The organism is Enterobacter sp. SECR19-1250, assembly GCF_013391025.1.
GTDB classification, from domain to species: Bacteria; Pseudomonadota; Gammaproteobacteria; order Enterobacterales; family Enterobacteriaceae; genus Enterobacter; species Enterobacter cloacae.
Window position 1 is genome coordinate 1 of the sequence record NZ_JACASJ010000029.1, and the last position, 25,862, is coordinate 25,862.

Here is a 25,862-nt window from a genome sequence, read left to right on the forward strand (position 1 = left end):
TTTAATCAGCGAGTCAGCTTGGGAAGAAATGACCTGCTTATTCGCACCTTCCCTATGTCTCTGACCGCATGCAGGAAAATAAAGCAGATACCATCAACACGTTAAAATCCCTTGGCCTGCCGCAGGTCTCGGACGACAGCGTGCTTCTGGATACGGTGAGTAAAGAAGAGCGCCGCCTGAGCATCCTTAAAAAGCAACAGATCATTATGTTGTTTGGCGACAGTCTGCCGGATTTCGCCGTGCAGTTTAAAAACAAAAAACCGAGTGAGCAGCAGCGCGAGCTGGTTGAGGCAAGCGCAGAGCATTTTGGCAATGACTGGATTGTGCTGCCTAATGCCGCTTATGGCTCATGGTCTAAAGCCACGCCGGACAGCTGGAAGCCGTAACAATCTGCCCGCCGGGCACGGTATTGCCGTTGCCCGGCCACCCCACTGAGCTATCCATCCCATTTATAGGTCCTATCACTGTTGAGCGGGTTCTTAAATTTTGATGCATAAGTAAGATGAGGACTTTCTAAAGGAGATCATCATGCTTACTGTCAAGAAACTTGCCCTCTCTACGCTCATCACCAGTTCACTGCTCTTCTACCCTGCGCTGCACTCCCTGGCAGAGACGCCTCAGCACGTGGTGAAACAACCGGCGGGCGGTTACAGCGTTCAGGTGGGCGACGTGCTGGTTACGTCGTTTACGGACGGCAGCGTCGCGCAGGATCTGCACACGCTATTGCGCCGGACCACAGAGCAAAAATCCGATGCGTTACTGGCGAAAAATTTCCAGGCGAACCCGGTTGAGGTCTCCATTAACGCCTTTCTGATTGCGCTGCCGGGACACAAAATTCTGGTCGATACCGGTTCCGGCCAGCTTTTTGGTCCGGGCAACGGCGGGCGTTTAATCGAGAGCCTGGCAACGCAGGGGATCAAACCGCAGGACATCACGGAAATCTTACTGACGCACGCGCATTCCGATCATTCCGGTGGCCTGATAAAGGACGGTAAGGCGGTATTTACCAACGCCCGCGTGTTCGTGGGGAAACCGGATATCGACTTTTTCTTCAATGAAGAGAATCAGAAAAAAACCGGTTACGATCAGAACTACTTTGACGTGGCACAGAAGACCTTAAAACCGTATCTTGATGCCGGCAAAGTGGTGCCGTTTACCGGTACATCAGCGCTGCTGCCGGGTATTACCGGAACGGTTCACCCCGGCCATACACCGGGCTCGGCCTTCTATACGCTGGAAAGTAAAGGCGAGAAAATTACCTTCGTGGGCGACATTATCCACGTCGCTGCGGTACAGTTCCCGCAGCCTGATGTGACCATCGCCTACGATGAAGATCAGGACGGAGCAGCCCGTGTGCGCAAGCAGGCCTTTGACGACTTTGTCAAAAACAGAGATCTGGTTGCCGCGCCACACCTGCCGTTCCCCGGTATCGGTTATGTCACCAAAGGCGAACGCGCGGGCTATGCCTGGGTTCCCGTTACCTATACCAACCGGGACGCCAGCACAGCTAAATAAACAACGGAAAACAACATGACGCCATTTTCAGACCTGGATATTGACCTGATATTGACGTTGGATGCACTGCTCACCGACCGGAACATCACGCACGCCGCCGCACGTCTGGGGGTCAGCCAGCCCGCGCTGTCAGCCCGTCTTTCGCGCCTGCGTGCCATTTTTGGCGAGCCGTTGTTTATCCCTTCCCCACATGGACGTGGGGTGTTGCCCACACCCCGAGCCGAGGCGCTGAGGCCTCAGGTCGCGGCCGTTCTGCGTGGCATCAGCGCGATGCTTGCCCCCACCGGGTTTAACCCCCGCGAGAGCAATCGCACGTTCGTCATTGCCCTGCATGAAAACCCGGCCCTGATGCTTGGGGCTGAACTGCTGAATCACATCAGACGTGAAGCGCCGGGGATCCGCCTGCGTTTCGCCCTGCCGGAGTGGGTGAACCTGCCCCAGCAGCTGGAAAGCGGAGACGTTGATATTTACATCGGCGTGAGTGCGGGCGCGCACGACGGCTGGGTCAGACGCAAACTGTTTGAAGACGCGTTTGCCACCGCCCAGCGCAAAGGGCATCCTCGCGGTACGGGGCCGCTGGATCTGGCGCAGTATTGCGCCCTCTCTCATCTGGTGGTCTCCTCCCAGGGCGATCCATTTACCGGCTTTGTCGACCAGACGCTGGCCGGGCTGGGATATCAGCGCAACGTGGTGATGTCCACGCAAAGCTATGCCATGGCACCGCCTCTGGTGGCGGGGACTGACCTGATTTGCACCTTACCGGGACGCATGTTGCAGCAGTTCGCCACCACGCTCGATATTTTCCCGCCCCCGCTGCCACTCCAGCCGATCGCCATCAGCATGTTCTGGCATCCTAAAAACAGTCAGGACACGGCGAACGCCTGGCTGCGCGAACAACTGCTGCTGGCCGCCGGGCGTCAACCCTGAGCAACGGTGGTGAGGAATTTTTTTAAGACTTCAGAACGAATGATTCGGTGACAAACCAGCGTCAGCTCGCTCTCCCTGAGCCGATCAATAATGTCGACGTAAACCACATTCCCGACGCACACCGCCCTTGCTGAGGCGGGCAAGAGCGCAATGCCAAATCCCGCCGCGACAAGACTGATGACGGTGGGCACGTCGGTGGCATTCTGCACCACCTCCGGCTGGAAACCCGCACCGTTACAGGCGTCATAGAAATATTGTTCCAGCCCCATGCCTTGCGGATCGCGCAGCGAGATCCACTTTTCGTCCTTCATGGATGAAAGTGTCAGTGCGGATGACGTGGCCAGGGGGTGTTGGCGAGGCAGTGCCAGCACCGTTTTCTCTGAGGTAAAGGGGCGAGATTGCAGATCGTCAGGTAACGCAGGCAACGGAGCCCGGATAATCGCCACGTCAAGCTGGTTGGTCTGCACGGCTTCGTAAAGCGTCTGCACGTTCCCGGTCATCAGCGAAATGGCAATTGCGGGCCAGTTCTCGTGCAGCTGGCGCAGCGTTGCAGGCAGCTTACCGTCGAACATCGCACTTGATACACATCCCAGATTCAACACCCCCTGTTCGCCACGGGCGGTTTGTCTGGCGTCCAGCACGGCCTGCTCGGTCATCGCAATTGCCAGCCGGGCTTTGACCAGAAACGCGTCTCCGGCAGGCGTCAGGGTTAAGCGACGATGTGCCCGGCTAAACAGTGTGACGCCCAGACGCGCCTCCAGCGCTTTAATCTGCTGGCTCAGTGCAGGTTGCGCCATATTCAGACGCTCCGCGGCGCGGTGCATATGGAGCTCTTCTGCCACCACCAGAAAATTACGCATCAGACGAAATTGCATGATGAAGTCCCGCGAAAATTGATAATAAAATGCTTATCAAAATAGCATCAATGATGCAATTGATGATATCTGTCGTTCGCCCAACAATGGAGGTCAGCCATTAAGGGAGAAAAACATGCAAAACCCCATTAACGATCTCAGAAGCGCCATCGCGTTGCTGCAACGCCATCCAGGTCACTATATCGAAACCGATCACCCGGTAGATCCCAATGCTGAACTGGCGGGCGTCTACCGCCATATCGGCGCGGGCGGTACCGTAAAACGCCCCACTCGCACGGGCCCGGCCATGATGTTCAATAGCGTGAAGGGCTACCCCGGCTCCCGCATCCTGGTAGGTATGCACGCCAGCCGGGAAAGAGCGGCGCTTCTGCTGGGTTGTGAACCCTCGAAGCTGGCGCAGCACGTTGGTCAGGCGGTGAAAAACCCCGTTGCACCGGTGGTGGTTCCGGCCTCGCAGGCACCGTGCCAGGAACAGGTCTTTTACGCCGACGATCCGGACTTTGACCTGCGTAAGCTGCTTCCGGCTCCGACCAACACGCCGATTGATGCAGGCCCGTTCTTCTGTCTGGGGCTGGTACTGGCAAGCGATCCGGAAGATACCTCGCTGACCGATGTGACCATTCACCGTCTCTGTGTGCAGGAGCGAGATGAACTCTCTATGTTCCTTGCCGCCGGTCGCCATATCGAAGTTTTTCGCAAGAAGGCCGAAGCGGCGGGCAAACCGCTGCCGGTAACCATCAATATGGGACTTGACCCGGCTATCTACATTGGGGCCTGTTTCGAAGCGCCAACCACGCCATTCGGTTACAACGAGCTTGGCGTCGCCGGGGCATTACGCCAGCAACCGGTGGAGCTGGTACAGGGCGTGGCGGTAAAAGAGAAAGCGATCGCGCGGGCGGAAATCATCATCGAGGGCGAACTGCTTCCCGGCGTGCGCGTAAGAGAAGATCAGCACACCAACACCGGCCACGCCATGCCGGAGTTCCCGGGCTACTGCGGCGAGGCGAATCCGTCTCTGCCGGTGATCAAAGTGAAAGCCGTGACGATGCGAAACCACGCGATCCTGCAGACGCTGGTGGGCCCGGGCGAAGAGCACACCACGCTTGCCGGTTTGCCGACCGAGGCCAGCATTCGCAACGCGGTCGAAGAGGCCATTCCCGGCTTTCTGCAAAACGTTTACGCCCACACCGCCGGAGGCGGTAAATTTCTCGGCATTTTACAGGTGAAAAAACGCCAGCCGTCAGACGAAGGTCGTCAGGGCCAGGCGGCACTTATCGCCCTGGCCACCTATTCCGAGCTGAAAAACATTATCCTCGTGGATGAAGACGTGGATATCTTCGACAGCGACGATATCCTGTGGGCAATGACCACCCGCATGCAGGGCGATGTGAGCATTACCACGCTTCCGGGGATCCGCGGCCACCAGCTGGATCCGTCGCAGTCGCCGGACTACAGCACCTCGATCCGTGGAAATGGCATTTCCTGCAAGACTATCTTCGACTGCACGGTGCCGTGGGCGCTGAAGGCGCGGTTTGAACGGGCGCCGTTCATGGAGGTTGATCCCACACCGTGGGCGCCGGAGCTGTTTGCGACGAATAAGCAATAGTCCCACAGCACGCGTATGGTCATCGGGTCATACGCTTATTTTCTTTTCAAGCGTGGCGATATTCTCACCCGCCACGCGCTCCACCGTAAAACGATCGACGCTCAGCAAAATCAGCATCAACCCTCTGCCGCTCTCCAGCAATGGCGATGTTTCACAAAATCGGTCTCGTCTGGCGGCATCAAGCCGCTCCTGCGGGAACGCCTCACCTGCGTCGGTAAAGATAAGGCAGACGTCGCTGTCGCGGATGTCGAACCGCACGCGGAATGCGCTTGAGGGATCCTCATGCAACGCATGCCGGATGATATTCGTCGCCACTTCACAGACGGCAAGATCGAGCGCGAAACGCCATTCATCATCAACGGTAAGCGCGCATAGCCTCTCTTCCAGCCAGCTTGCCAGCGGCGTCAGCGAGCCGAGCACCGCCGGAAATTCTGCCTGCTCCGGCGTCTGCATTTAATGCCCCAGCTGCGCAAGCGCGGTGCTTTTATCCGGATAGATGCGAAATATGCGATCCATCCGGGTCAGAGTGAACATATTCATGATCCCTGGGTTCAGGGAGCATAGCGCCATTTCGCCTTTGCCATTCATCAACTTGAACAACGACACCAGCATCCCCAGCCCGCTGCTGTCGATGAAATCTACTTTGCTAAAGTCGACAATCAGGGCTTTACGATCGCTGCCAATTTCTTCCGTCACAGTGGCTTTAAACGCTGCCGCAACGGAGGCATCCAGCCGCCGGACCGCCGGCGTAAGTACGTTGGCATGCGGTAATCGTTCAGTGTTCATCATCATTCTGTTCTCCCTGCCGCTCAATTACTAATAGTGAAACATCGTCAGTTAAGGCGGTCGGTTCATCGCGATGTGCGTTACGCCAGTCGGTCAGGTGTTGACCAAACTGTGATAACAGTTCATCAACAGGCAAACGGGCGTGCTGATGAAGCCAGCGCTGGAGACGTTGCGGGCCAAACTGCTCGCCCTCGACATTCTCACATTCCGTGATCCCGTCACTGAATAAGCATAAGCGATCCCCTGGATTGAGGATAAACGCCACATCGTCCCAGCTGAGATCGGGGATCAGCCCTACAGGCGGTCCGCCGTCACCCACGGCGGTGACGGCACTGTCTGCATTCACAATTACGGGGGTAGGATGCCCTGCCTGACACAACAATCCCTGACCCGTTGCAGGATCGATTACCCCGTAGATAATGGTGAAATAGCTGGTGATGTCGTTCTCTTCACTGCAAAACCGGCTATTCAGAATTCTGATCACCTCAGCGGGAGACTGAACCCCGCCCGCTTCGGTAAACAAGAACCGGTCCACCACCCGGCCATGTAAAAACTGGCGCGCAACCGCGAGGGACATCATCGCCGCGCCTACGCCGTGACCGGAAACATCGACGCAATAAAAACCCAGATGGGAGTCGAGCGCAAAAATATTAAAGACGTCGCCCGAGACCCAGGCTGAGGGTAAGAAAAGCCAGTCGGAAAAGTAATTGCCATAACGTAAGCGGTGCGAAGGCAGCACGGAGTGCTGGACACGCGCCGCCAGCTCAAGATCCTGTTCAAGCTGGTGTAAGGCCTCGCTCAGACGCTTATTGTGCGCGGCGAGCGTCGCTTCCAGCGTCAAAATGCGCCCTCCTGCGTGTAACCGTGCTCGTAGCTCTGCCTGCTCGACGGGCTTACTCAAAAAATCATCGGCCCCGGCATGAAAACCCTGCGTCAAATCGCCCGTGTTCTCGCGCGCCGTTAACAGGATGACGTAAACGTAGTGACCCCATTCGCGGCTACGGATCGCCTTGCACAGAGCCAGCCCGTCCATCACGGGCATTTCCCAGTCGCTTATCACCATGCTGACGGGCTCGCTGGCCAATATCTCCAGCGCGGCGACGCCATTCTCCGCCTCGCTCACGATGTAGCCCCACTGGGTGAGCATCCGGGAGAGTAAGCGACGATAAATCAGCGAATCTTCAACGATTAAAACGTGCAGCGCTGACATGCATCCCCCTATAGCGGTAAGAACCAGATAAGGCTGACGGTGCCTTCGCGGAACTTAGCATTCCCGTTACTGTGGCCCGGGTAGCGTGTCCCCGAGTAGTTCGCGTACTGGACGGAGAACGAACCCGGCGTATAGCCTGCATAACCAAAGCTGTAGCTGTAATCGCCGTTCCAGGGTTGTTGCTGACTGCTGTCGGGGAACCAGAATGCCGTTGCCCGAATAAAGAAATGCTGTTTAAAGGTGTAACCGCAGCCGCCGAGGAATACATTTTTATTTTTGCGAATGTCATCGCTGCTAAGGTCATAGTAACGTGGGACCCAACTGTACCCTGCCTGGCAGATAATAGAGTCGCCTTTGTTGATCAGAAGCGATTTTTCTATCGGCTTCGGTAAGGAAAACTTATAGGCGAGAGTCACCGCCCCCTGCTCGAAGTAGGTATGTCGTCGGCTACCAGGCGTCCAGAAGTGATTATCACCGTAGTTGCTGTACACAAGGCTAACCGTATTAGCATGCCAGTCGTCATAGCCAAAACTGTAACGAAAATCTGCGGTGTAGCGACTGGTATCCCTGACCGGCAGCCGGGAGGTAATGTTGGCAAACCAGAAGCTATAGGGCGAATACTGCAGGCTGAGATTCAGCGTCTGGTTAATTTTTCGCTTTTGTGTGGCGCTGTCTGAGCTGTTTGGAATGCTCATCCACTGCTCTTTCAGCCCCGAACTGAAACTCAGGGCACCTGAGAATTTTTTGTCATTACCCGAAAACAGGCGCCCCCATCGACTGGTAAATACGCCAGCCTGTACCGGTTCGCCGTTTTTATCGCGCAGGGTGTCATTTTCATTACTTTGTGCCGCATCTGCGGAAGATGTTGCGGCGAGCAGCACGCCCGCCAGAAGCCATTTCTCGCGCATAACCGCCATCCTTAGTTAGGTATCCAGCGTGCGGCGACGTTATATTTCGCCATGAGCCACAGTATGCCTAGTGCCGCAGCATGCACTAACGTGTTTTCTGTCCAGGCGTGACGCCATAAATCGAACGTAATGAACTGACTCACCAGCAACACCACGTACACATGCAAAATAAAGGTATAAAGCGAGTGCTGGCCTAACGGAATGAGAAACCATCCGAACATTTTGTTGAGCGGCACCCACCACCAGGTCAGCACCAGATAGACGGTAACCATCAGCGCGATATCGTTTAATACCCGCACCGGACCCAGCCCATTTTTTGCCGCCCAGGTGTGATAAAACGTGTTGAAGGTGTCAGGTGGAATCACATGCAACAGCAGCGCAGGCGGCATAAACGGGTTGGTATGGTTCTGCGCAACAAACCCCAGAACAAGTGATACCATCACCAGCGCAACCATCACCACTTTACCTGCCGGCGTGCGGGCAAAAGAGAGTAATTCGGCTTTGTACCAGCCGCACGCCATGCCCAGCACGAAAATGAACTGCCAGGCCAGCAGCGGAAAAGCGAATTCGAATTCCGCTGGCGTCAGCCGCAGCGGCCAACGCTGCCACAGGCTGTACACCAGCAGCGACAGCCCCAGCAGCCACCAGACCTTCCCTTTCTGCAACATCCCTAAAAACAGAGGGCTAAAGAGCAATAAAAAGATATATAGCCCAAGAATTTGAGTCTGATGGGGGCCAATCTGCAAATAGAGAATGATATTGAACCAGGTCTCTTTTATTTGCGGTGTCACCGGATAAAGCGACCAACTTTCACCCGAAAAGCGATCGGTAAAATGGGTAACCTCGAAAAGAGTAATATTGGGAACCCATGCCAGAAGAATAAATGACACTATGATAATGATATTTACACGATATATTTTCCACGCCCGGAGATAAAGCCCCCATGACACCGTAAGTAATACCACTTTTTGCAGGCGAGCACGGTTGAGCATGCCCAACATAAATCCTGAGAGAATCACAAAACCCTCTGCGCCGGTGGTTAATCCGAAACGCTCCCAGGAAAATATATTAAATACCGACATCACTTCCGTATGTGCCACGACCATCATGACGAGGGCAATACCGCGCATAAAGTCGATTCTCAGGTCTCGTGCACCTGCAACGGCATACCGCCATGTTGTTGATTTTGAATTATCTTCTTGCGCGAGCAACGGCGCAATATGGCTCATAGGGTGTCCTTTACCAGGAAGCGAAAATAAAGTTCTAAATAAAGTAGATAGCCTATAGAAATAGTAACCGCAATTTCTCCCTGGCAGAGAAAATGTATTAAGCAAAATTTACATCCAATTAACCCATACTAAATATTACTCATGGGCATGGCTGGACACTTTTATTCGGCGTTCTACACTTACCTTAAATTTCGTTCAATCGCTTTTTCTTTGGCCTTCGGGTAACTGTCTGCGCCGCAGAATGGGGCTGCATTTTCACGGAATCAGGAAAGCCGGATCTATGGATTTTTATTTTTCCCGTTTTGAACATCGTCAACCTCCGGAACCGTTAAAAACGCCACGTTGGGTCATGATGACCTGGCAGGTGTTAGCGGTCGCGGCGCTCATACTGGGCGCAAATTATATTTACTGGCGCTGGACCGCCTCCCTGAATACCGATGCCTTGTGGTATGCCATTCCGCTGGTCCTCGCCGAAACCCTGGCATGGATCGGAACCGTGCTGTTTACCATCAATTTGTGGAAAGAAGAGGATCCACCGCAAAGTCCCCCTCCCAGCGATATTAACGCCTGCCTGTCGTCCGAGGAGGCCACGGAACCGCGTCCTGTTAAAGTGGATTTATTCATCGCAACCTATTCCGAAGACACCGAGCTGGTACGGCTCTCCATTCAGGATGCGCTGAAGATGGATTACCCTTTCCCGATTGACTACCGGATCCACGTGCTTGATGACGGCCGCCGCCCGGAGATGAAAGCCGTCTGCGAAGAGGAAGGCGTCAATTACATCAGTCGCCAGACTAACATCGGCTTTAAGGCCGGCAATCTGCGCAACGGCCTTGAGCAAACCGACGGCGACTTCATTGTTATTTGCGATGCCGATACCCGGGTCTTCCCTACTCTTCTCAGCCATACGCTCGGCTATTTTCGCGACCCCGATGTCGCCTGGGTACAGACCCCCCAATGGTTCTTCGACCTGCCGGAAGGCGAAAATTTGTCACACTGGGGACACCGTAAAGCAGGGAAAGTTGGCTATGGCCTGGGCTGGGCGATCCAGAAGCTGGTTGGCCCGGTGACCCTTGGCCGCGATCCGTTTTTCAACGACCCGCGCATGTTCTATGACGTGATCCTGCGACGCCGCAACTGGGCCAATGCGGCATTCTGCTGTGGAGCGGCCTCCATTCATCGCCGTGAGGCCGTAATGCAGGCCGCACTGAGAAGCTATGCCTGGTCTGTTGAAGAGGAGATCCATCGCCATACCCGGGATATCCGTGACGAAGAAACGCGGGAAGCCTTGCAGAATGCGATGCGTCCGCACGTTGCATTTGACACCGAATTAACGCCCTACAAATTCCACGTATCGGAAGATATCTATACCTCAATTTTGTTGCACGGTGATGCCGCAAGACGCTGGCGTTCGGTCATGCACCCGCGCGTTGAATCGAAAATGCTCTCCCCGCAGGATATGCTGACCTGGATGATCCAGCGCTTTAAGTATGCCGCCGGTTCGCTGGATATTTTGTTCCATGACAATATCTTCAGTCGCCGCCGCTTTAAGCTTTCTCTCCCTCAGACGCTGATGTACGCCACAACCTTCTGGTCTTATCTGGCCTGCGTGTGGAACACGGTGTTTTTGATTTCGCCCATCATTTACCTGTTCACCGGCATTCCACCGGTTTCAGCCTGGTCGACGCCGTTCTATCTCCACTTTCTGCCCTTTTTTATCCTCTCTGAGCTGGCCTTTATGTTCGGCACCTGGGGGATTTCGGCCTGGGACGGCAGGGCCTCTTACCTCTCCTTCTTTTCCATGAATCTGCGCGCGCTCAACACCGTGCTGCGAGGCGAACAAATCAAGTTTCATGTTACGCCGAAAGAGAGGCAAACCGGCCGTTTTCTCTATCTGGTGAAGCCGCAGATTGCCATCGTGGTACTGACCCTGGCGGGGCTTCTCTGGGGAGGAATCCAGGTCGCTCGCGGCCAGGTTGACGACCCATCTGGTTACGTCATCAATATTTTCTGGGGGACGGTCAATATCGCCGCCATGCTCCCTCTGATTTTCGCGGCCATGTGGACGCCAGCTGAAGAGGGAGAGGTCAGCCAATGAGACGACGCGATGCCCTGCTTTCTGCGCGCAGTTATTTGACAATTTTGCTGGGGTTCCTGCTCGGTTTTGCCATTGTGGTGTGGGTTGAGAAACAAATGCCTTCGCGTGTGGAAAGCAGCGGCGGCATTGCGCTCAGTAAAGATTTCCCTCCACTGCCTGCGACACGCGAACTGACCTATAACGAAGCCATCTGGGCGCGGGTGGCATGGCAGTATTACGTGAATAATACCCAGCCAAACGGGCTGGCGAACGCCAACGACGGTGAGCCATGGCTAAGCCTCTGGAGCGTGGGAAGCTATCTCTTTGCGACCATCGCTGCACAGCAACTCAATATTATTACCACCGACGAGTTTGACGAGCGGATCGGCGCCGCCCTGTTCACGCTGGGGGCGCTACCGCTCAATGATAAAGGGCTCCCAGCCGCCTATTATCATGCGGACACGCTGAAGATCCTCGGCAAATCAGACGCCTCGCCCATAGGGCTCAGCCGCCTGCTGACGGCACTTCAGACTCTCCTGTGGCGCTACCCTCAGCACGCCGCGGCAGTTGGTGATGTGTTTAGCCACTGGCGTACCGGCTCGCTGATTGAAAATAACACACAAAGCCAGGCGGCCGTGCCGCTTCATCACTGGACGCTGACTGCCGATGAACAGCGGGACAGCTTTGGCTATCGACTCTATGCCAGCCATACCCTGCGTTTGATTGACAGTGCAGCGGGCCTCGCGGTCACCAACCCGCCTGAAGGGCAAAAGATGATCGACCTGGATGGCATCATGGTCCCCGATGAAGGGTTACGTACGCCCTGGGGCAAGCAGACCTCTCTGATCAGCCTGCCCTATCTGTTAACCGGTCTTGAGCTGGGTTTTGATGCCCAGAGCGCGGAAATCGCGTGGCGAATTATGCAAATTCAGCAGCGTCGCCACCACCTCCGTACACCAAAACCGCCTGTCAGCACGGATTATGCCGAACCGGCACCGGATTATGTTACCGACCTGCCAGACAGACAGCCAGTACAGGCACGCGCCTTGCGCGACGAAGCACCGGAGAAGGTAGCCATTACCTCAACCCGTTCTGCGTTTGCCTGGTATGCCCTGTTTCGTAATAGCTGGAGTGAAGCGCTGCGCCAGCAGGTAGAGTCGCTTCAGGTGCCGGGCAAAGGCTGGCAAAGAGGATTAAATCTCAACAATAGCGTTAATTCCGTCGTAGATGCGGATACCAATGCCATTGTGCTGGAAAGCCTGTCTTATATCGCGCATGGCCAGATGCTCTGTCTGGCCTGTCTCTACACGGCCCCACGGCCATCCACTTCTGCAGGAGCAACGCCATGAAGCCACGATCCCTGATCTTCTTTCACCTGCTGACGGGAATAATGATCTGCTGGCTGGCATTATCGACCGTGCGTGCGGAAACCGGGCTGCCAGCATCGAATTACGCCCCGCGAAGTGGAGAGCTGACGGTCAGAGAGATGACCATTGCGAAAAATGCCTGGCAGTATTTTGTGGCGAATTATCAGCCCACGACGGGCCTGGTGAATGCGGTCAATAAATATCCCTCTACCACGATGTGGGACAGCGCATCCTATCTGGCTGCCATGACGGCGGCGCGTGAACTGGGGATCATTGATAAAGCAGAATTCGATCGCAGAATGCTGAAGTTTCTCGCCACGCTAAACACGCTGGTGCTGTTCCGCAACGAGCTGCCAAACAAATCGTATAACACCATCAGCGGCCAGAAAGTGGACTATACCAACAAGCCCGGTGAAATTGGCTTCTCGGCCCTGGATATCGGACGGATGCTGGTCTGGCTGAAAATTATCAAAGAGCGTTACCCGGAATATGGCAACAGCATAGATAACGTGGTACTGGGATGGGATTTCAGCCATGTGATTGATCCCTGCGGTACCCTGTATGGTGCCTATCTGGAAAATGGCCAGCCCAAATATGTTCAGGAAGGTCGACTGGGCTATGAAGAGTACGGCGCGGCGGGTTTCAAGCTGTGGGGTTTTAATACCTGTAAAGCCAGTCGCCCGCAGCCTTATGAGCTGGCCGAAATTTACTGCGTACTCGTTCCCTATGATACACGCGACCCGCGTAACACATCTCAACATAACTATGTTGTGACGGAGTCTTACCTGCTTTACGGGCTGGAGTTCGGCTTCGATAAACCGACCGACCGGGATAACGCGCCCCGCGACTACTCCCTGACATGGATGAAGAACTTTGCCGACCGCGTTTATCAGGCACAGGAGAACCGCTATACCATCACCGGCGTCCTCACTGCCCGCTCTGAACACCAGCTCGATAAACCCCCATATTTCGTCTATGACACCGTATTCAGCGATGGTTTTAACTGGAACACCATCACCGATAAAGGCCAGTTCGTCCCTGGCGCTGCCGCGATTTCACTGAAAGCGGCGCTGGGGATGTGGGTATTGTGGAACTCGCCCTACACGGACCGCCTGCTGAATACCATTGAGAATGCAAACGAAGAGGGAAAAGGCTACTACGAAGGACTGTATGAAAATGGTGACGGGCCGATCAAAGAGTTCACCGCGAACAATAACGGCATCATGCTGGAGGCGTTGTTATTCAAAAAAGAGGGAAAACTGTTGGCCTTCAATACCGACAACCCGAAGAGCAAGGATTTTGCCCCGTCACTGTGGGATCAAAAGCTGCTGGATCAGTTTGAAGAGAACAACGCGCTGCGTAGCCGACCGTTCCTTACCAGCACACCGGCAGTAAAAAGCTGGTGCGACCGGACCGGCGTCACGCTGCGCACCAAACCCGCCTGTCAGGCTTGTCAGTGCGCATCCTGCAGCGCGGACGAGCCTGTTAAACTGCCTCCGGTGACTGCGCAATGCTTAAAACCTTAGCCAGAGGGCTCGCGGGATTACTCCTCGCAGGCGTAGCGGTTTTTGCCCTGTTTGGCCATCAGGGGGCTGGCTGGCGCTGGCTGATAAACGGTGGCTGGCACTCCACTGCTCGCCTCGCCACCCTGACGCCGGAAGAGCAGAAATGGGCGGCAATTGCCTGGCGCTATTTCGTCAACAATACCCAGCCACAAACCGGGCTGGTCAACGGAAGCGACAAACAGCCGCGCGTCACGCTCTGGCAAATGGGCGATACACTTATCGCGCTGCTCTCAGCAAAAGAGCTGGGGTTGATTCAGGATGCCGAGTATGACGCCCGCTTAACCCGACTGATGGGGACACTCAACCGTCTGATGCTGACCGATACCCGTACACCAGGGCGGCTCTATTCCAGCCAGACAGCAACGCTTATCGATGTTAGCGGCAACCCGGTCAGACAGGGTTGGTCTGCCCGGGACATGGCTCGCCTGATGCTCGCTCTGCGCCTCACTGCAGAGCGTGAGCCGCAATATGGTGAGTATCTGGACAAAATCATTCTGCGGTGGAATTTCTGTCCGGTCATCGATAACGAGGGCGAACTGTGGTCATCTTCCCTGCAGAATGGCCAGCCGGTGGTGCGTGAGGAGCTGCGTCTGGGCGAAAGCGAATATGCCGCGACGGCGTTTCATCTGTGGGGATTTTCAGCGGAGAAGGCGTTTACGCCGCCGGTACATCACGTCATCATCGCGCAGCGGCGGCTGGCCGTGGATGCCCGCGATCCGCGCACCACGTGGCAGCCCTCCCTGATTACCACTCTTCCCTACATGTTGCCAGGTCTGGAGTTTGGCTGGGAACCCGATGGCGTGACGGCCGAACGACAAAAGCGTCTGCGTAAGCAAGCAGAAAACGTCTGGCTGAGTCAGAAGACCCGCTGGGAGATCGATAAAATCCTGACAGCGCGTGCTGATTTCGCGCTCTCACAGACCCCCTGGCATATACAGGATACCGTCTGGGGAAATGGTTATGCCTGGAACTCAATAGGCGATGATGGCCGGGACTACACCCGGTTCGCGCAGGTGTCGACCAAAGCGGTCTTTACGCTGTGGGCCTTGTGGGATACCCCTTACACCGACGTGCTGATGTCAGTCACAAAACACCTTAACGATCCGCAAAGAGGTTGGTATGAAGGCCGCCTTGAAGCCACGGGCGATACCAATGCTGCCCTCACCCTCTCCACCAATGCCATGGTGCTGGAAGCCCTTTTCTTTAAGCATAACGCCGGGCCTCTCTTTGATACCCGCCAGTCAAGGAAAGAGAGCTACTTTACCCACCGTCTGGCAGATGAATATGCCCCCCCGGGACGTTGTCTGCCGGGTGAAAACGCCATAAGGAGGACGCCGTGAAATTCTACCGCGATCTGTTTGAATCCAGCCTGAACCGCGTCTTCCCGGATAATGAAAAAACGGCGTTTTTCGAGACGTTCTACGACGCTTTCGTGCATATGTCACCTGAGACGGAAGCACATTTTGCCCGTCTGCCGGATCAGGAAGGCCAGCAAACCCTGTTTAAAAGTTTCTTCGCCATGCTGGCGGTAGATGGCGCCCTGATTGTGCCGGATTTTCTTGAGCGCCTGGCGCGGGAGCAAAGCGATGACGGCTTGCACCTTCCGCCGCGTTTTTTTGCCCTCTGGCGGGAAGCGATGCTCAACACGGTGAGCCTGCGCGATCCGCAATGCGACGATGAGATCCTGACGGCATGGGCGATGGCTATTGCGCCCGGGCTGGAATACCTGCGCCGACAGGCAGAACTGCATTACCGGGCGTAAGGAGCATGACAATGCCTTCATTTAACTATGATCTTAACGCGCTCCCGGCTGCGGTCATGATTTATGACCGCAATGAACACCTGGTGGCCTGGAATCACAGCGTTGCCCTGTTTTATCCGGTCATCACTCCGTGGCTGAAAGCAGGTACGCCTCTTGAAGAGTTGGCAGAACGTTTCATTGAGGCTGTTTACAACGTCGATCCAGGCCTTCGTCAAACGCTGCGTGAATCCATCGTTCGCAACTGTCGGCAGGATAAACATTGTGAAGTCAGACAGGCCGGTCAACGACGCATTTTTGTTCAACATCAGCGGCTTGCGGATGGCAGTATCGTCAGTCTGCATAGTGATATCACGGAGCTTGACGAAGCGCAGCGGTCGCGCCACCGGCTACATGACGATTTTCTGCTGACGGCGGAATCCATTCATATCGGAATTTGGGACTGGCAGGTTTCTGGTGACACTTTACAGGTGAACGACACGCTGCTGTCCATGCTCGGTCAGTCACGCATGCGGTGGCATTATCCGGTGCGTTTTTGCTCAATCAGGTTCATGAGGACGATCGCGCTGCGCTGCGCAAGGCACTGCAGGCCTCAAAACAGGACCACCGTCCGGTCTTCGAATGTGAAATCCGCGTTCATCACCCCACAGAAGGGTTACGCTGGATGCTGTTGTCCGGCCAGGTGGTGACACTCTCCATCGGGGGCAACGCTGAGCGGGTCATTGGTACACTACAGGATATTACCCGGCGTAAAGAGGCCGAAATACTGGCGATCAATGCCGCCCGGGAGGCCAGAAAGGCGAATGAGGCGAAAAGTGCATTTTTAGCCAATATGAGTCATGAAATTCGCACGCCTATGAACGGCATTATTGGCATGACGCAACTGTGCCTTGATACCCCTCTTGACGCCGATCAGCGTGATTACCTTACGCTGGTGATGAGTTCTGCCCAGTCTTTGCTGCACATCATTAACGACATTCTTGATTTCTCGCGTATCGAAGCCGGCAAAGTGGAACTGGAGACAGAGCCGGTTTCCGTGCGCCCCTTTATTCAGTCGCTTATTCGTCCGCACATGCCGGGTGCCAGTGAAAAAGGGATTGAGCTTCTGGTTGATATAGCGCCTGACGTTCCCGACGTACTGCTGGTGGATGGCGCACGGCTACGTCAGATCCTCACCAATCTGCTGGGGAATGCGCTCAAATTTACCCACCAGGGGGAAGTCATCCTGATTATTGAGCCGGAAGATGGCGAGCATCGCTGGCGTTTTCGGGTGCGTGACAGCGGTATTGGTATACCGGCGGATAAACAGAATGCCATTTTCGAAGCCTTCAGCCAGGCGGACAATTCAACAACTCGTCGCTATGGAGGTACGGGGCTTGGATTGACTATCTCTGCGCGGCTGGTTGCGGCGATGGGGGGTAAGTTAACCGTGACCAGCGAACCGGGTAAAGGCAGCGAGTTTACATTCGTGCTACCGCTGGCGACGCAGCCTCTGGCCACGGAAGAACGGCCGTACAGCAAACGGTTTAGCGGGGAGCCGGTGCTTGTGGTCGATGATAACCAAACGAATCTGCGATTGTTGGCCGCAATGCTCAGCCAGATGGGGCTGAAACCCACCTGCGTCAATAAAGCCAGCGAGGCGATACATCGGGTTAAAGCGGGGCCCGCCTGGCCGTTAATACTGCTGGACGCGCAAATGCCTGAAATGGACGGAGTTTCTCTGGCGCTGGAGCTTTCAGTTCTGCCGCAGACGGCGGAGAGTCATATCATCATGCTGAGCTCCATGAGCCGACATTTTGACAGCAATATGCTGAAACGGATTGGTATCAAACACTATCTGCATAAACCCATCGCGCAGGACGAGTTGCATCAGGCCATTGCCGCAGCCTTTGAGCGGTTGCCGAAGCTAATGAGTGAAGCCCTCCCCGTGCCAGTCGCGTCATCGGGTCGTAAGGGGCTACGCATCCTGCTGGCTGAAGATAATCTGGTCAATCAGAAGGTGGCAGCACGGCTGCTTGAACGCCTCGGCCATAGCTGTCAGATCGTCGACAATAGACTCACTCTGCTTGAACGCTGGCGTTCGGGAGAATGGGACGTTTTGTTGATCGACCTTCAGATGCCCGAAATGGACGGTGAAACCGCCATTCGACGGCTTCGGGAAGAGGAACAGACCCTACCCGGCCCTGCTCAGCCAACCGTCGCCATGACCGCACACGCTATGCAGGGGGATAAAGAGCGTTGTCTCAATATGGGATTCGATGGCTATATTGCCAAACCCATCAGCCAGGAACGTCTTGCTGAAGAGATTGCCAGCGTTCTTCAGCGCGAAGATTCACTGGACTTTCCCGATGAAGCTCGCCTGCTGAACCAGTGCGCTGACGATCCCGCCCTGGTCCAGGAACTTCTGACCCTGTTTGGTGAAGAACTGGATGGGGCCGTGAAAGCCATCTCCCGGGCTATCGACCGCGATGACCGTGAAACGCTGCGCCGTGCGGCCCATAAACTGCGCGGCGAAGCCGTCACGCTGGACTTCCGGAGTCTCGCACAGCAACTGCAGGTGCTGGAGAGCGAAGCGCATACGCTGGAGACGCAACAGCTTGCGATGCTGAATGCCAAACTTCATAAGGAATCACGGCGCCTGATGGCCTGGCTCGCCAATCGTGGGGTAAATGTTATTCATGATTCGTAACTGCACGCTGCTTTTTGCATTGTTGACCCCCTCGGTGATGGCAACTTCAGTACCGATAAGCTGGTCTCTTGCGGGTGTATGGCAGGTTCAGGACGCCAACGATAACCCCCGGCCTGCCGGGGCAGGCTGGCGTAAACTGAACGTACCTGCCAACTGGTATAGCGCCGGGTACGATCATCAGGGGGCGTTGTGGTATCGCCACGCTTTTACCCTCCCCGCTCAACCGCCCGATATCATGACCACCCTGGTGTTTGACGGTGTCGACTACCTGGCCGATGTCACATTAAACGGCCAGTCACTGGGCCAGCATGAGGGTTATTTCCAGCGCTTTTCGCTGGATGCCACCGGCGCGTTACAACGTCACAACCAGCTTATAATTAGGGTTGATAGCCCCTTCGAAGATCCGCAGACGGTCTGGCCTCTGCATAAAACCGCCATGAAGGGGATTCTTAATCAGCATGACACTCGTCCAGGCGGGGCGTGGTCACCTGAAGGTCAGGATGCGAACTCTGGCGGCATCTGGGCACCGGTCAGACTGCATCTTAGCCGGGGAGCCACCATTGATGACATTATTCTGCGCCCCGACTGGACGCAGGGACTGACGCATCCGGCGTTAAAGGCTGAGATACGCTATCGCGCCCTCCAGTCGGAACGCGCTACCGTGCGGCTTACCGCAACCCCCGCCAACTTCAACGGTAAACGCTTTGAGGCTGACTTTCCGGTCACCCTCAAAAGCAACGCCCATTCCGTGCAGGTTACGCTGCCCATGACGGGGGCAAAACTCTGGTGGCCGGTCGGCACAGGGAAGCCACACCTGTATACGGTTCGCGCCTCATTACGCGATAAAACCGGGTTAATGGATACGGCTGTCACCCGCACCGGACTGCGCAAGATAGTAGAACAGCCGGGTAACACAGGCTGGCTTATTAACGATAAACGCCTGTTTATTAAGGGCAGCAATTACATCGGCTCCCCGTGGCTCAGCACCATGACGCGCGAGAAATACCGTCGCGATCTTCGTCTGGTTAAGGCCATGAACGCCAACGCCATACGCGTACACGGACACGTGGCGGGTCGCGCGCTTTATGAGGTTGCCGATGAGATGGGAATGCTAATCTGGCAGGATGTTCCGCTGCAGTGGGGCTACGACAACAGCGAGGCCTTTACGAAAAATGCGGTTCGCCAGACTCGCGAGATGATCGAACAGTTCGGTAATTCTCCCGCCATCATCGTCTGGGGCGGTCATAACGAACCGCCCTGGAATTCACCCTGGATGGAAAAACGCTTCCCGGACTGGAACAAAAACCTTAATCGCGACCTCACGCAAAAAGTCGCGGATACGCTTGCCGAAGATACCTCCCGCATTGTGCATCGTTTTTCCGCCGTGGAGGAGCATTACTGGGCGGGATGGTATTTCGGTACTGTACGCGATCTGCTTGCCCCGGCCAAAACGGGTATCATTACCGAGTTCGGTGCACAGGCCCTTCCCCGCCTGTCCACGCTAAAAACCATTATCCCGGCATCACATCTGTGGCCTAAAACGACCGCCGACGACGACCCCGGCTGGACGCTCTGGAAATACCATAATTTTCAGCCGTTCCAGACCTTTAAGTTTGCCGGCATCGCGCGCGGCAATAACATTAAACAGATGATCCACAATACGCAGGCCTATCAGTCACAACTGGTGGCCACGGCGGCAGAGAGCTATCGTAGACAGCGATACCAGCCGGTAACGGCACTGTTCCATTTCATGTTTGTAGAAACCTGGCCCTCTATCAACTGGGGGGTGGTGGACTATTTGCGCAAACCTAAAGCCGGGTATTTCGCATTAAAACGCGCGTATCAGCCCATCCTGCCCTCCATTGAGCCGGTCACTGCGCAGTGGATGTCCGGCGCAGCGGCGACCCTGCGTCTTTGGGCAATCAATGACACCTGGAAACCGTGCAATGAATGCCGTCTGATATGGCGTGTTACCCAGCGCGATAAGGTGCTGGCAAAGGGCACGATGACAATGACGATCGCCGCAGACTCCGGAAAAATGGTAAAAACGCTTACGGTCACACCCGTGGGTCAGGACGCGGTGTTGATCAGATTCACGATCAAAAACAAAGCGGGGAAAACCGTCGGAGATAATCAGAGAACAGAATCCGTCATAAAGTGAGCGAGGGGAAAAGGAAAATTGCCGCTTCCCCTGCTTTCTTGTACCCTTTCAGCGTTTACCCCAATCCCCTGAAAATCGAGACACCGGACGCCTATGACTGCACATATTTCCAAAGATCCTTTGCATGGCGTTACGCTGGAGATGATGGTCAATGCCCTGGTGGCGCGATATGGCTGGCGCGAGTTGGGCGATCGAATCAAAATTAACTGTTTCAGAAATGACCCAAGCGTGAAGTCGAGCCTGAAATTCCTGCGCCGTACCCCCTGGGCACGCGCGGAGGTCGAGGCCCTGTATCTTGATTCCCTCAATGATAACGGGACCGCTGAACGCGAGGCGCCCGCCTTTAACCCCTGGGCCAATAGTCGGATAACCAAGAGCTAATACGCAAATGATGCGACATGTAAAACGGACTGGTGCGCTGCTTGGCTGCGCGCTTTTACTTGTTAGTTGCTCCTCAAAACCCCCAAAGTCGCTGGTCACACCGCTCCCGACCCCAGGCAAACCGACGCAGCAGGCAAACGAGCCGATGCGTGGGATCTGGCTGGCAACTGTCTCCCGTCTCGACTGGCCGCCGGTCGCGTCGGTGAATGGCCGCAGTGCTGACCAGCGTATTGCGATGCAAAAACAGGCGCTGATCGACAAACTCGACAATCTGAAACGCCTGGGAATTAACACGGTGTTTTTCCAGGTAAAACCGGACAGCACCGCGCTCTGGTCGTCCAAAATCCTGCCGTGGTCAGATATGCTTACCGGCAATATTGGCGAGTATCCGGGCTACGATCCGCTGCAGTTTATGCTCGATGAAGCCCACAAGCGTGGGATGAAAGTTCATGCCTGGTTCAACCCCTATCGCGTTTCAACCAATACCAAACCGTCAACCATCGCCGCGCTGAACCGCACCTCATACCAACAACCGTCCAGCGTCTATGTGCAGCACCCTGAGTGGGTTCGCATCGCAGGCGATCGGTTTGTGCTCGACCCGGGCATCCCGGAGGTGCGTGACTGGATAACCCGGGTGGTGACCGAGGTGGTGGCGAACTACCCGATAGACGGCGTGCAGTTTGATGACTACTTTTATGCCGAATCGCCCCGCTCAACGCTGAATGATGCGCAGACCTACAGACAATACGGCCAGGGGTTTAGCTCCAAAGCCGACTGGCGTCGCCACAATACGCAGCAGCTGATTGTGCAGGTCTCTCGGGCGATCAAACAGACAAAACCGCAGGTTGAATTTGGTGTCAGCCCGGCGGGTGTCTGGCGTAACCGCTCCTTTGACCCGGCAGGATCCGACACCCGTGGCGCGGCGGCGTATGATGAATCCTACGCTGACACCCGTCAGTGGGTGCAACAGGGGCTGCTGGACTACATTGCCCCGCAAATCTACTGGCCTTTCTCCCGCGATGCGGCACGCTATGACGTGCTGACCAAATGGTGGGCCGACGTGGTGAAACCGACCCATACCCGTCTGTACATCGGCATTGCGTTCTATAAAGTGGGCGAGCCGTCGAGAAATGAGCCGGACTGGACGGTTCAGGGCGGCGTGCCGGAGCTGAAAAAACAGCTCGATCTCAACGACTCCCTGCCGAACGTGAATGGCACGATCCTGTTCCGCGAAGATTACCTCAACCAGCCGCAGACGCAGCAGGCGGTAAACTACCTGAAAGGACGCTGGGGAAGCTAAGTACAGTCAGGCAGAAACGCCCTGTTTCTGCCTGATTTTTTACGGCTTCGGCCCGAACATCGCCTCAAGCTGCTTCGCGTCCGGCATACCGACAACCTGCTGGAGCTCATTCTGGTCATTGAGATAATAAATGGCCGGTGTGGCATTCGCCCCCAGACTGTCCATTAACGCCTGGTGTTTTTGCAGTATCGCCACGGTTTCACGCGAGGCGGTGCCTTCCGGTTTAGGCAGTTTTTTACCGCCGGACAGTTCATACTCCTTCCACGCCGTAACCGGATCTTTTGCATTCAGGATCGCAGATGCGTTACGGCCGCTGTTTGGGTTGAGAAACGCCACCAGCAGCGTATTGAGCTGCACCTTACCCGCCGTCACCCACGGCTGTGCTTCTGACCAGAATGCCTTGCAGTACGGGCAGAACGGGTCGGCGAAGACAAACACTTTGCGTGGCGCGTTATCCGCCCCCTCTTTCAGGGGGTGCGCAGCGTTAAGCTGTTTCCACATTTCGCGTCCCATCGGAGCGTAGATCTCTTTCTGGAAAATACCCTCGCTGAGGTTTTTACCCTTCTCGTCATAGAGATAACCCGAAATAACGTGCTTTCCGTCAGGTGTCAGAAAGAGCGTCACTCCCATGTCCTGATATTGTCCCAGCCAGGCGGGTGCGCCACCGGGTACGTCGATCTTCTTGAGGATCGTAATCTCCTGCTGCTCGCTAAAGGTCTTCACGACATCAGGTATAGTATCCGCAGCCTGCGCCAGCCCTGACGCGGTCAGCAGCGAAAGTAACAGTAATTTTTTCATGTCCCTCTCCGGTTTGTTCGGGGGCCTGAGGCCCCCTTCAGGTTAGCGGTTTTTCAGTGCATCGGTGACCATGTCATCAAACTGTTCGAAAGGCACCCAGCCGGGTAACAGCCCTTCGCCAATCAGCGTGGCCGGTGTCCCCTGAATGCCCAGTTTTTCGGCGATGATCAGGCTGCGTTTTACCGTGACCAGGCTCGTATCATCCGGCGTTGCAACATTCACGCCCGCGCGCTTTTGCGCCTCCTGAATGCTGGCGTCATCGTGATACCCTTTTTTCGCCATCAGGGTTTCGTTGAACTTCATAAACTGCTCAGGGTGTGAACGCCAGACGGTTAACGCGTCGCGCGCGGCGGTTAGCGAACTTTCCGAACGGAACGGCAGAAACTTAAACACCACGGCCACCTGCGGATGTTTCTCAACGATCTTCTCCAGATACGGATCGAATTTTTTGCAGTATGGACAGTTGTAGTCCGTAAACACCACCAGCGTCAGCTTTGGATTTTTGGCACCGATACGCGGTGAATCCGGGTCGTTAAACAGAAAATCGTAGACCAGCTTCTGAGCGCGTTGCTCCTGATCCGGGGTGATCGGGTCCGCCGCCATCACCTGGGCTGACGCGAAAAATAGCAGAAACGTAATAAGGATTTTTTTCATAACAGCGTTAGCCTTTTGCCTTGTTCAGGGTGGTCATCAGGGTGCGTTTGTCCAGCAATGGCGAGAGGATGTCGCCCTCCGGCGTTCCAGGGCCATACACCTGGTTAAACGGGATGGCGTAGCGGTTGCGTGATTTCAGAAACGCCGCAATCGTCTCTGATGGTTGGCTCCAGTCTCCGCGTAGCGCCACCACATCCGGCTGGCGCAGCGCGGCGATAACCTCCGGCTGATTCAGCACCCGGTGCTCATTCACCTTGCAGGTGACACACCAGTCCGCCGAGATATCCACAAACACCCGTTTCCCCTGCACAAGAGCATCGCTGATTGCCTCCTCACTGAGCGGCTGCCACGGGATCGTCTGTTCGCTATTCTCAGCCGTGGTTACCGGCGTTGCGTTCACTATCCCGCGCAGCTGATAGCCCCCGAATACGGCCAGCGCAATCACCACCACCCAGAACAGCGGCGATGATGTCTGACCGCGAAGGGCATAGACCACAATGGCGACCACAATCAGAAGCAGCATGAGGATGTGGCTGAACATCTCGCCCAGATGCAGACTCAGCAACGTCACCAGCCACAGGCTGGAGGCCAGCATCATCCCCCCCAGAATCACCTTCAGGGTATTCATCCAGCGGCCAGGTTTTGGCAGCAACAAGGCGGTTTTGGGGATCAGCGCCACGAACAGCCACGGCAAGCTCATGCCCACCCCGAGCATCAGGAAGATAAGCCACAGGGAATGCAGCGGTGCGCCCAGCGCAAAGCCACGGCCGTACCGAGGAACGGCGCGGAACACGGCGTGGCAAACAGCGTGGCAAACACGCCTTCGCAGAAGCTGCCCGTCAGTCCGGTTCCGCCCGTTGTGGCGAGCCGTCCGGTGGCGGCGGAAGGCAGAAACAGCTCAAACGCACCAAACAGGTTCAGCGCGAAGATAAAGGTCACGGCAACCATCAGCCCAATAAACCACGGGTTCTGGAACTGGATGCCCCAGCCCAGCGACGCACCGGTGAGTTTCAGAACGGTCACCATTGTGGCCAGCAGCATAAAGGAGGTCAGAATACCCGCACTGGTCGCCAGAAAACGCAGCCGGATTTTCCGCGTGTCCGTACCCGCCTGCAGGACGCTGCTGAGCTTCATGCCCATTACCGGCAATACGCAGGGCATCAGGTTCAGGATCAGCCCGCCCAGCAGAGCAAAGGCCAGCATTTTGACTGTTCCCGCTGGCGCACTCTGCACCGCGTCTGCAGGGGCTGCGCCTACGGTCAGTTGCGTTTGCTGGGCTTTATCGCCGTTGGTGACGACAAATGACAGCGTTTTCCCCGCAAGCGTCGTGGGTTTATCGCCCCACTCATCGGTGACCGGAACCGCGATCTGAAGCCGGTTTCCGGTGTGCTTAATCACCGGTTCACCGGGCAGAATGTCACCCTCCAGCGGGTCAAAATAGATCCCAGGATTGACCCATTCGCCTTCCGTCGTGCCCGTCATCATCAGCTTGCCGTCTGATAACCAGGCGCTGAAGTCTGACGACACGCCTGACGCACCGGGTACTGAACGCATCGCGTCTTCAAATGCCGTACGGAAGCCCGCATCCGCTGGCGTGCGGAAATCCAGATGCAGCTTATAGTCCGTCAACAGACAGACGTTGCTGCAGGTTGAGAGCGTAAGCGTGGCGTCGAGCACATCCGCGTCCGTCCCGGCGATCGTGATGGGGATCGTGACGCTATCGTGGTAGCCCTGGGTCGTCAGGCCCGAGATATCAAAGCGGGAAGGAACCGGCCAGTACCAGGTATCCTTAACGCCCTGTGGCCAGCTGATTTTCGGGGCCACGCCGCCCTCGCCCGGCGAACGCCAGTAGGTTTTCCAGCCGGGCTGCAGCTCGACGCTGAGCAGGCCGATGATGCGGTCGTGATCCCGCTCAGCCTGAAAGCGGATGCGGGCGTGATCGTTTTGCGGTGACACCAGCCAGCCCGTATCTGCCGCATGAGCAATACCCATGCAGGACAGCCACAGGAGGAAGAGTCCCCTGAAAAGGTTAACCATGTTTTACTCCGTGAATAG

The 25,862-nt window shown here is 55.8% G+C and carries 19 protein-coding genes and 3 pseudogenes; 13 read left to right on the forward strand and 9 right to left on the reverse strand.

Translation table 11 applies throughout. From position 1 onward, the window contains the following. Window positions 1-53: 53 nt before the first annotated feature. The 3 genes and pseudogenes from HX884_RS09880 to HX884_RS09890 all read left to right on the forward strand — a co-directional run. Window positions 54-386, forward strand: a pseudogene (locus HX884_RS09880) (HAD family acid phosphatase); the annotation flags it as partial. Between the two features lie 142 nt (window positions 387-528). Further along, window positions 529-1,515, forward strand: coding sequence for an MBL fold metallo-hydrolase (locus HX884_RS09885; protein ID WP_178328064.1), 987 nt, complete (start codon window positions 529-531; stop codon window positions 1,513-1,515). Between the two features lie 15 nt (window positions 1,516-1,530). Beyond that, window positions 1,531-2,442 (forward strand): LysR family transcriptional regulator, encoded by a 912-nt coding sequence (locus tag HX884_RS09890; protein WP_013096566.1) that lies wholly within the window; start codon window positions 1,531-1,533, stop codon window positions 2,440-2,442. Here HX884_RS09890 and HX884_RS09895 read toward each other — a convergent pair. Beyond that, window positions 2,433-3,317 carry a LysR substrate-binding domain-containing protein gene (locus tag HX884_RS09895; RefSeq protein WP_178328065.1) on the reverse strand — a complete coding sequence of 295 codons (885 nt, stop codon included), beginning with the start codon at window positions 3,315-3,317 and terminating at the stop codon, window positions 2,433-2,435. The genes HX884_RS09890 and HX884_RS09895 overlap by 10 nt on opposite strands. A gap of 115 nt (window positions 3,318-3,432) precedes the next feature. Between HX884_RS09895 and HX884_RS09900 the strand changes: the two genes are divergently transcribed. Continuing rightward, window positions 3,433-4,923, forward strand: coding sequence for a UbiD family decarboxylase (locus HX884_RS09900; RefSeq protein ID WP_178328066.1), 1,491 nt, complete (start codon window positions 3,433-3,435; stop codon window positions 4,921-4,923). A 27-nt stretch (window positions 4,924-4,950) separates the two neighbouring features. Here HX884_RS09900 and HX884_RS09905 read toward each other — a convergent pair whose 3' ends face one another. The 5 genes from HX884_RS09905 to opgC are packed head-to-tail and all read right to left on the reverse strand — an operon-like array spanning window position 4,951 to window position 9,056. Further along, window positions 4,951-5,376 carry an ATP-binding protein gene (locus HX884_RS09905; protein WP_045294122.1) on the reverse strand — a complete coding sequence of 142 codons (426 nt, stop codon included), beginning with the start codon at window positions 5,374-5,376 and terminating at the stop codon, window positions 4,951-4,953. After that, the gene (locus tag HX884_RS09910; protein ID WP_178328067.1) at window positions 5,377-5,715 is read right to left on the reverse strand and encodes an STAS domain-containing protein; all 339 of its coding nucleotides are present in this window, start codon (window positions 5,713-5,715) and stop codon (window positions 5,377-5,379) included. It lies immediately after the preceding gene. Next, entirely contained in the window at window positions 5,699-6,919 is a 1,221-nt protein-coding gene (locus tag HX884_RS09915; RefSeq protein WP_178328068.1) for a PP2C family protein-serine/threonine phosphatase, read from the reverse strand. Before HX884_RS09915 ends, HX884_RS09910 begins: the two co-directional genes overlap by 17 nt. A gap of 8 nt (window positions 6,920-6,927) precedes the next feature. Then, window positions 6,928-7,827: a hypothetical protein gene (locus HX884_RS09920; protein WP_045294355.1), complete on the reverse strand. Its 900-nt coding sequence runs from the start codon at window positions 7,825-7,827 to the stop codon at window positions 6,928-6,930. Window positions 7,828-7,838: 11 nt separating this feature from the next. Then, a complete protein-coding gene (gene opgC, locus HX884_RS09925; protein ID WP_178328085.1) occupies window positions 7,839-9,056 on the reverse strand; it encodes an OpgC domain-containing protein in 1,218 nt (405 codons plus the stop codon). A 280-nt stretch (window positions 9,057-9,336) separates the two neighbouring features. Here opgC and HX884_RS09930 point away from each other — a divergent pair, with 280 nt between their 5' ends. The 9 genes and pseudogenes from HX884_RS09930 to HX884_RS09970 all read left to right on the forward strand — a co-directional run bounded on the left by HX884_RS09930 (window position 9,337) and on the right by HX884_RS09970 (window position 22,355). Further along, window positions 9,337-11,154, forward strand: coding sequence for a glycosyltransferase (locus tag HX884_RS09930; protein WP_178328069.1), 1,818 nt, complete (start codon window positions 9,337-9,339; stop codon window positions 11,152-11,154). Continuing rightward, entirely contained in the window at window positions 11,151-12,482 is a 1,332-nt protein-coding gene (locus HX884_RS09935; protein WP_178328070.1) for a DUF3131 domain-containing protein, read from the forward strand. The genes HX884_RS09930 and HX884_RS09935 overlap by 4 nt, the downstream gene beginning before the upstream one ends. A gap of 41 nt (window positions 12,483-12,523) precedes the next feature. Next, window positions 12,524-14,026 carry a DUF3131 domain-containing protein gene (locus tag HX884_RS09940; protein ID WP_249166343.1) on the forward strand — a complete coding sequence of 501 codons (1,503 nt, stop codon included), beginning with the start codon at window positions 12,524-12,526 and terminating at the stop codon, window positions 14,024-14,026. Beyond that, complete coding sequence (locus tag HX884_RS09945) at window positions 14,011-15,405, forward strand: DUF3131 domain-containing protein (protein ID WP_178328072.1); 1,395 nt, start codon at window positions 14,011-14,013, stop codon at window positions 15,403-15,405. The genes HX884_RS09940 and HX884_RS09945 overlap by 16 nt, the downstream gene beginning before the upstream one ends. Then, window positions 15,402-15,827, forward strand: coding sequence for a hypothetical protein (locus HX884_RS09950; RefSeq protein ID WP_045294136.1), 426 nt, complete (start codon window positions 15,402-15,404; stop codon window positions 15,825-15,827). Before HX884_RS09945 ends, HX884_RS09950 begins: the two co-directional genes overlap by 4 nt. A gap of 11 nt (window positions 15,828-15,838) precedes the next feature. Continuing rightward, a pseudogene (locus HX884_RS09955) lies at window positions 15,839-18,513 on the forward strand (response regulator). Beyond that, window positions 18,503-20,674: a glycoside hydrolase family 2 TIM barrel-domain containing protein gene (locus tag HX884_RS09960; protein ID WP_178328086.1), complete on the forward strand. Its 2,172-nt coding sequence runs from the start codon at window positions 18,503-18,505 to the stop codon at window positions 20,672-20,674. Before HX884_RS09955 ends, HX884_RS09960 begins: the two are co-directional and overlap by 11 nt. Before the next feature lie 93 nt (window positions 20,675-20,767). Further along, window positions 20,768-21,055, forward strand: coding sequence for a VF530 family DNA-binding protein (locus HX884_RS09965; RefSeq protein ID WP_023619621.1), 288 nt, complete (start codon window positions 20,768-20,770; stop codon window positions 21,053-21,055). 7 nt (window positions 21,056-21,062) lie between these two features. Further along, window positions 21,063-22,355: a glycoside hydrolase family 10 protein gene (locus HX884_RS09970; protein WP_095455242.1), complete on the forward strand. Its 1,293-nt coding sequence runs from the start codon at window positions 21,063-21,065 to the stop codon at window positions 22,353-22,355. A 39-nt stretch (window positions 22,356-22,394) separates the two neighbouring features. Here the strand turns inward: HX884_RS09970 and dsbG are convergent, their stop codons facing one another. From dsbG to HX884_RS09985, 3 genes and pseudogenes are all read right to left on the reverse strand, one after another. Next, entirely contained in the window at window positions 22,395-23,153 is a 759-nt protein-coding gene (gene dsbG / locus HX884_RS09975; protein WP_178328073.1) for a thiol:disulfide interchange protein DsbG, read from the reverse strand. 42 nt (window positions 23,154-23,195) lie between these two features. Then, window positions 23,196-23,807 (reverse strand): DsbA family protein, encoded by a 612-nt coding sequence (locus HX884_RS09980; protein WP_178328074.1) that lies wholly within the window; start codon window positions 23,805-23,807, stop codon window positions 23,196-23,198. Between the two features lie 7 nt (window positions 23,808-23,814). After that, a pseudogene (locus HX884_RS09985) lies at window positions 23,815-25,844 on the reverse strand (protein-disulfide reductase DsbD family protein). Window positions 25,845-25,862 lie beyond the last annotated feature (18 nt).

Bases quoted from the DNA above. Each gene is read 5' to 3' on its own strand.
- HX884_RS09885 (WP_178328064.1), top strand. From the start codon at position 529: ATGCTTACTGTCAAGAAACTTGCCCTCTCTACGCTCATCACCAGTTCA.
- HX884_RS09890 (WP_013096566.1), top strand. From the start codon at position 1,531: ATGACGCCATTTTCAGACCTGGATATTGACCTGATATTGACGTTGGAT.
- HX884_RS09895 (WP_178328065.1), bottom strand. From the start codon at position 3,317: ATGCAATTTCGTCTGATGCGTAATTTTCTGGTGGTGGCAGAAGAGCTC.
- HX884_RS09900 (WP_178328066.1), top strand. From the start codon at position 3,433: ATGCAAAACCCCATTAACGATCTCAGAAGCGCCATCGCGTTGCTGCAA.
- HX884_RS09905 (WP_045294122.1), bottom strand. From the start codon at position 5,376: ATGCAGACGCCGGAGCAGGCAGAATTTCCGGCGGTGCTCGGCTCGCTG.
- HX884_RS09910 (WP_178328067.1), bottom strand. From the start codon at position 5,715: ATGATGATGAACACTGAACGATTACCGCATGCCAACGTACTTACGCCG.
- HX884_RS09915 (WP_178328068.1), bottom strand. From the start codon at position 6,919: ATGTCAGCGCTGCACGTTTTAATCGTTGAAGATTCGCTGATTTATCGT.
- HX884_RS09920 (WP_045294355.1), bottom strand. From the start codon at position 7,827: ATGCGCGAGAAATGGCTTCTGGCGGGCGTGCTGCTCGCCGCAACATCT.
- opgC (WP_178328085.1), bottom strand. From the start codon at position 9,056: ATGAGCCATATTGCGCCGTTGCTCGCGCAAGAAGATAATTCAAAATCA.
- HX884_RS09930 (WP_178328069.1), top strand. From the start codon at position 9,337: ATGGATTTTTATTTTTCCCGTTTTGAACATCGTCAACCTCCGGAACCG.
- HX884_RS09935 (WP_178328070.1), top strand. From the start codon at position 11,151: ATGAGACGACGCGATGCCCTGCTTTCTGCGCGCAGTTATTTGACAATT.
- HX884_RS09940 (WP_249166343.1), top strand. From the start codon at position 12,524: ATGATCTGCTGGCTGGCATTATCGACCGTGCGTGCGGAAACCGGGCTG.
- HX884_RS09945 (WP_178328072.1), top strand. From the start codon at position 14,011: ATGCTTAAAACCTTAGCCAGAGGGCTCGCGGGATTACTCCTCGCAGGC.
- HX884_RS09960 (WP_178328086.1), top strand. From the start codon at position 18,503: ATGATTCGTAACTGCACGCTGCTTTTTGCATTGTTGACCCCCTCGGTG.
- HX884_RS09965 (WP_023619621.1), top strand. From the start codon at position 20,768: ATGACTGCACATATTTCCAAAGATCCTTTGCATGGCGTTACGCTGGAG.
- HX884_RS09970 (WP_095455242.1), top strand. From the start codon at position 21,063: ATGATGCGACATGTAAAACGGACTGGTGCGCTGCTTGGCTGCGCGCTT.
- dsbG (WP_178328073.1), bottom strand. From the start codon at position 23,153: ATGAAAAAATTACTGTTACTTTCGCTGCTGACCGCGTCAGGGCTGGCG.
- HX884_RS09980 (WP_178328074.1), bottom strand. From the start codon at position 23,807: ATGAAAAAAATCCTTATTACGTTTCTGCTATTTTTCGCGTCAGCCCAG.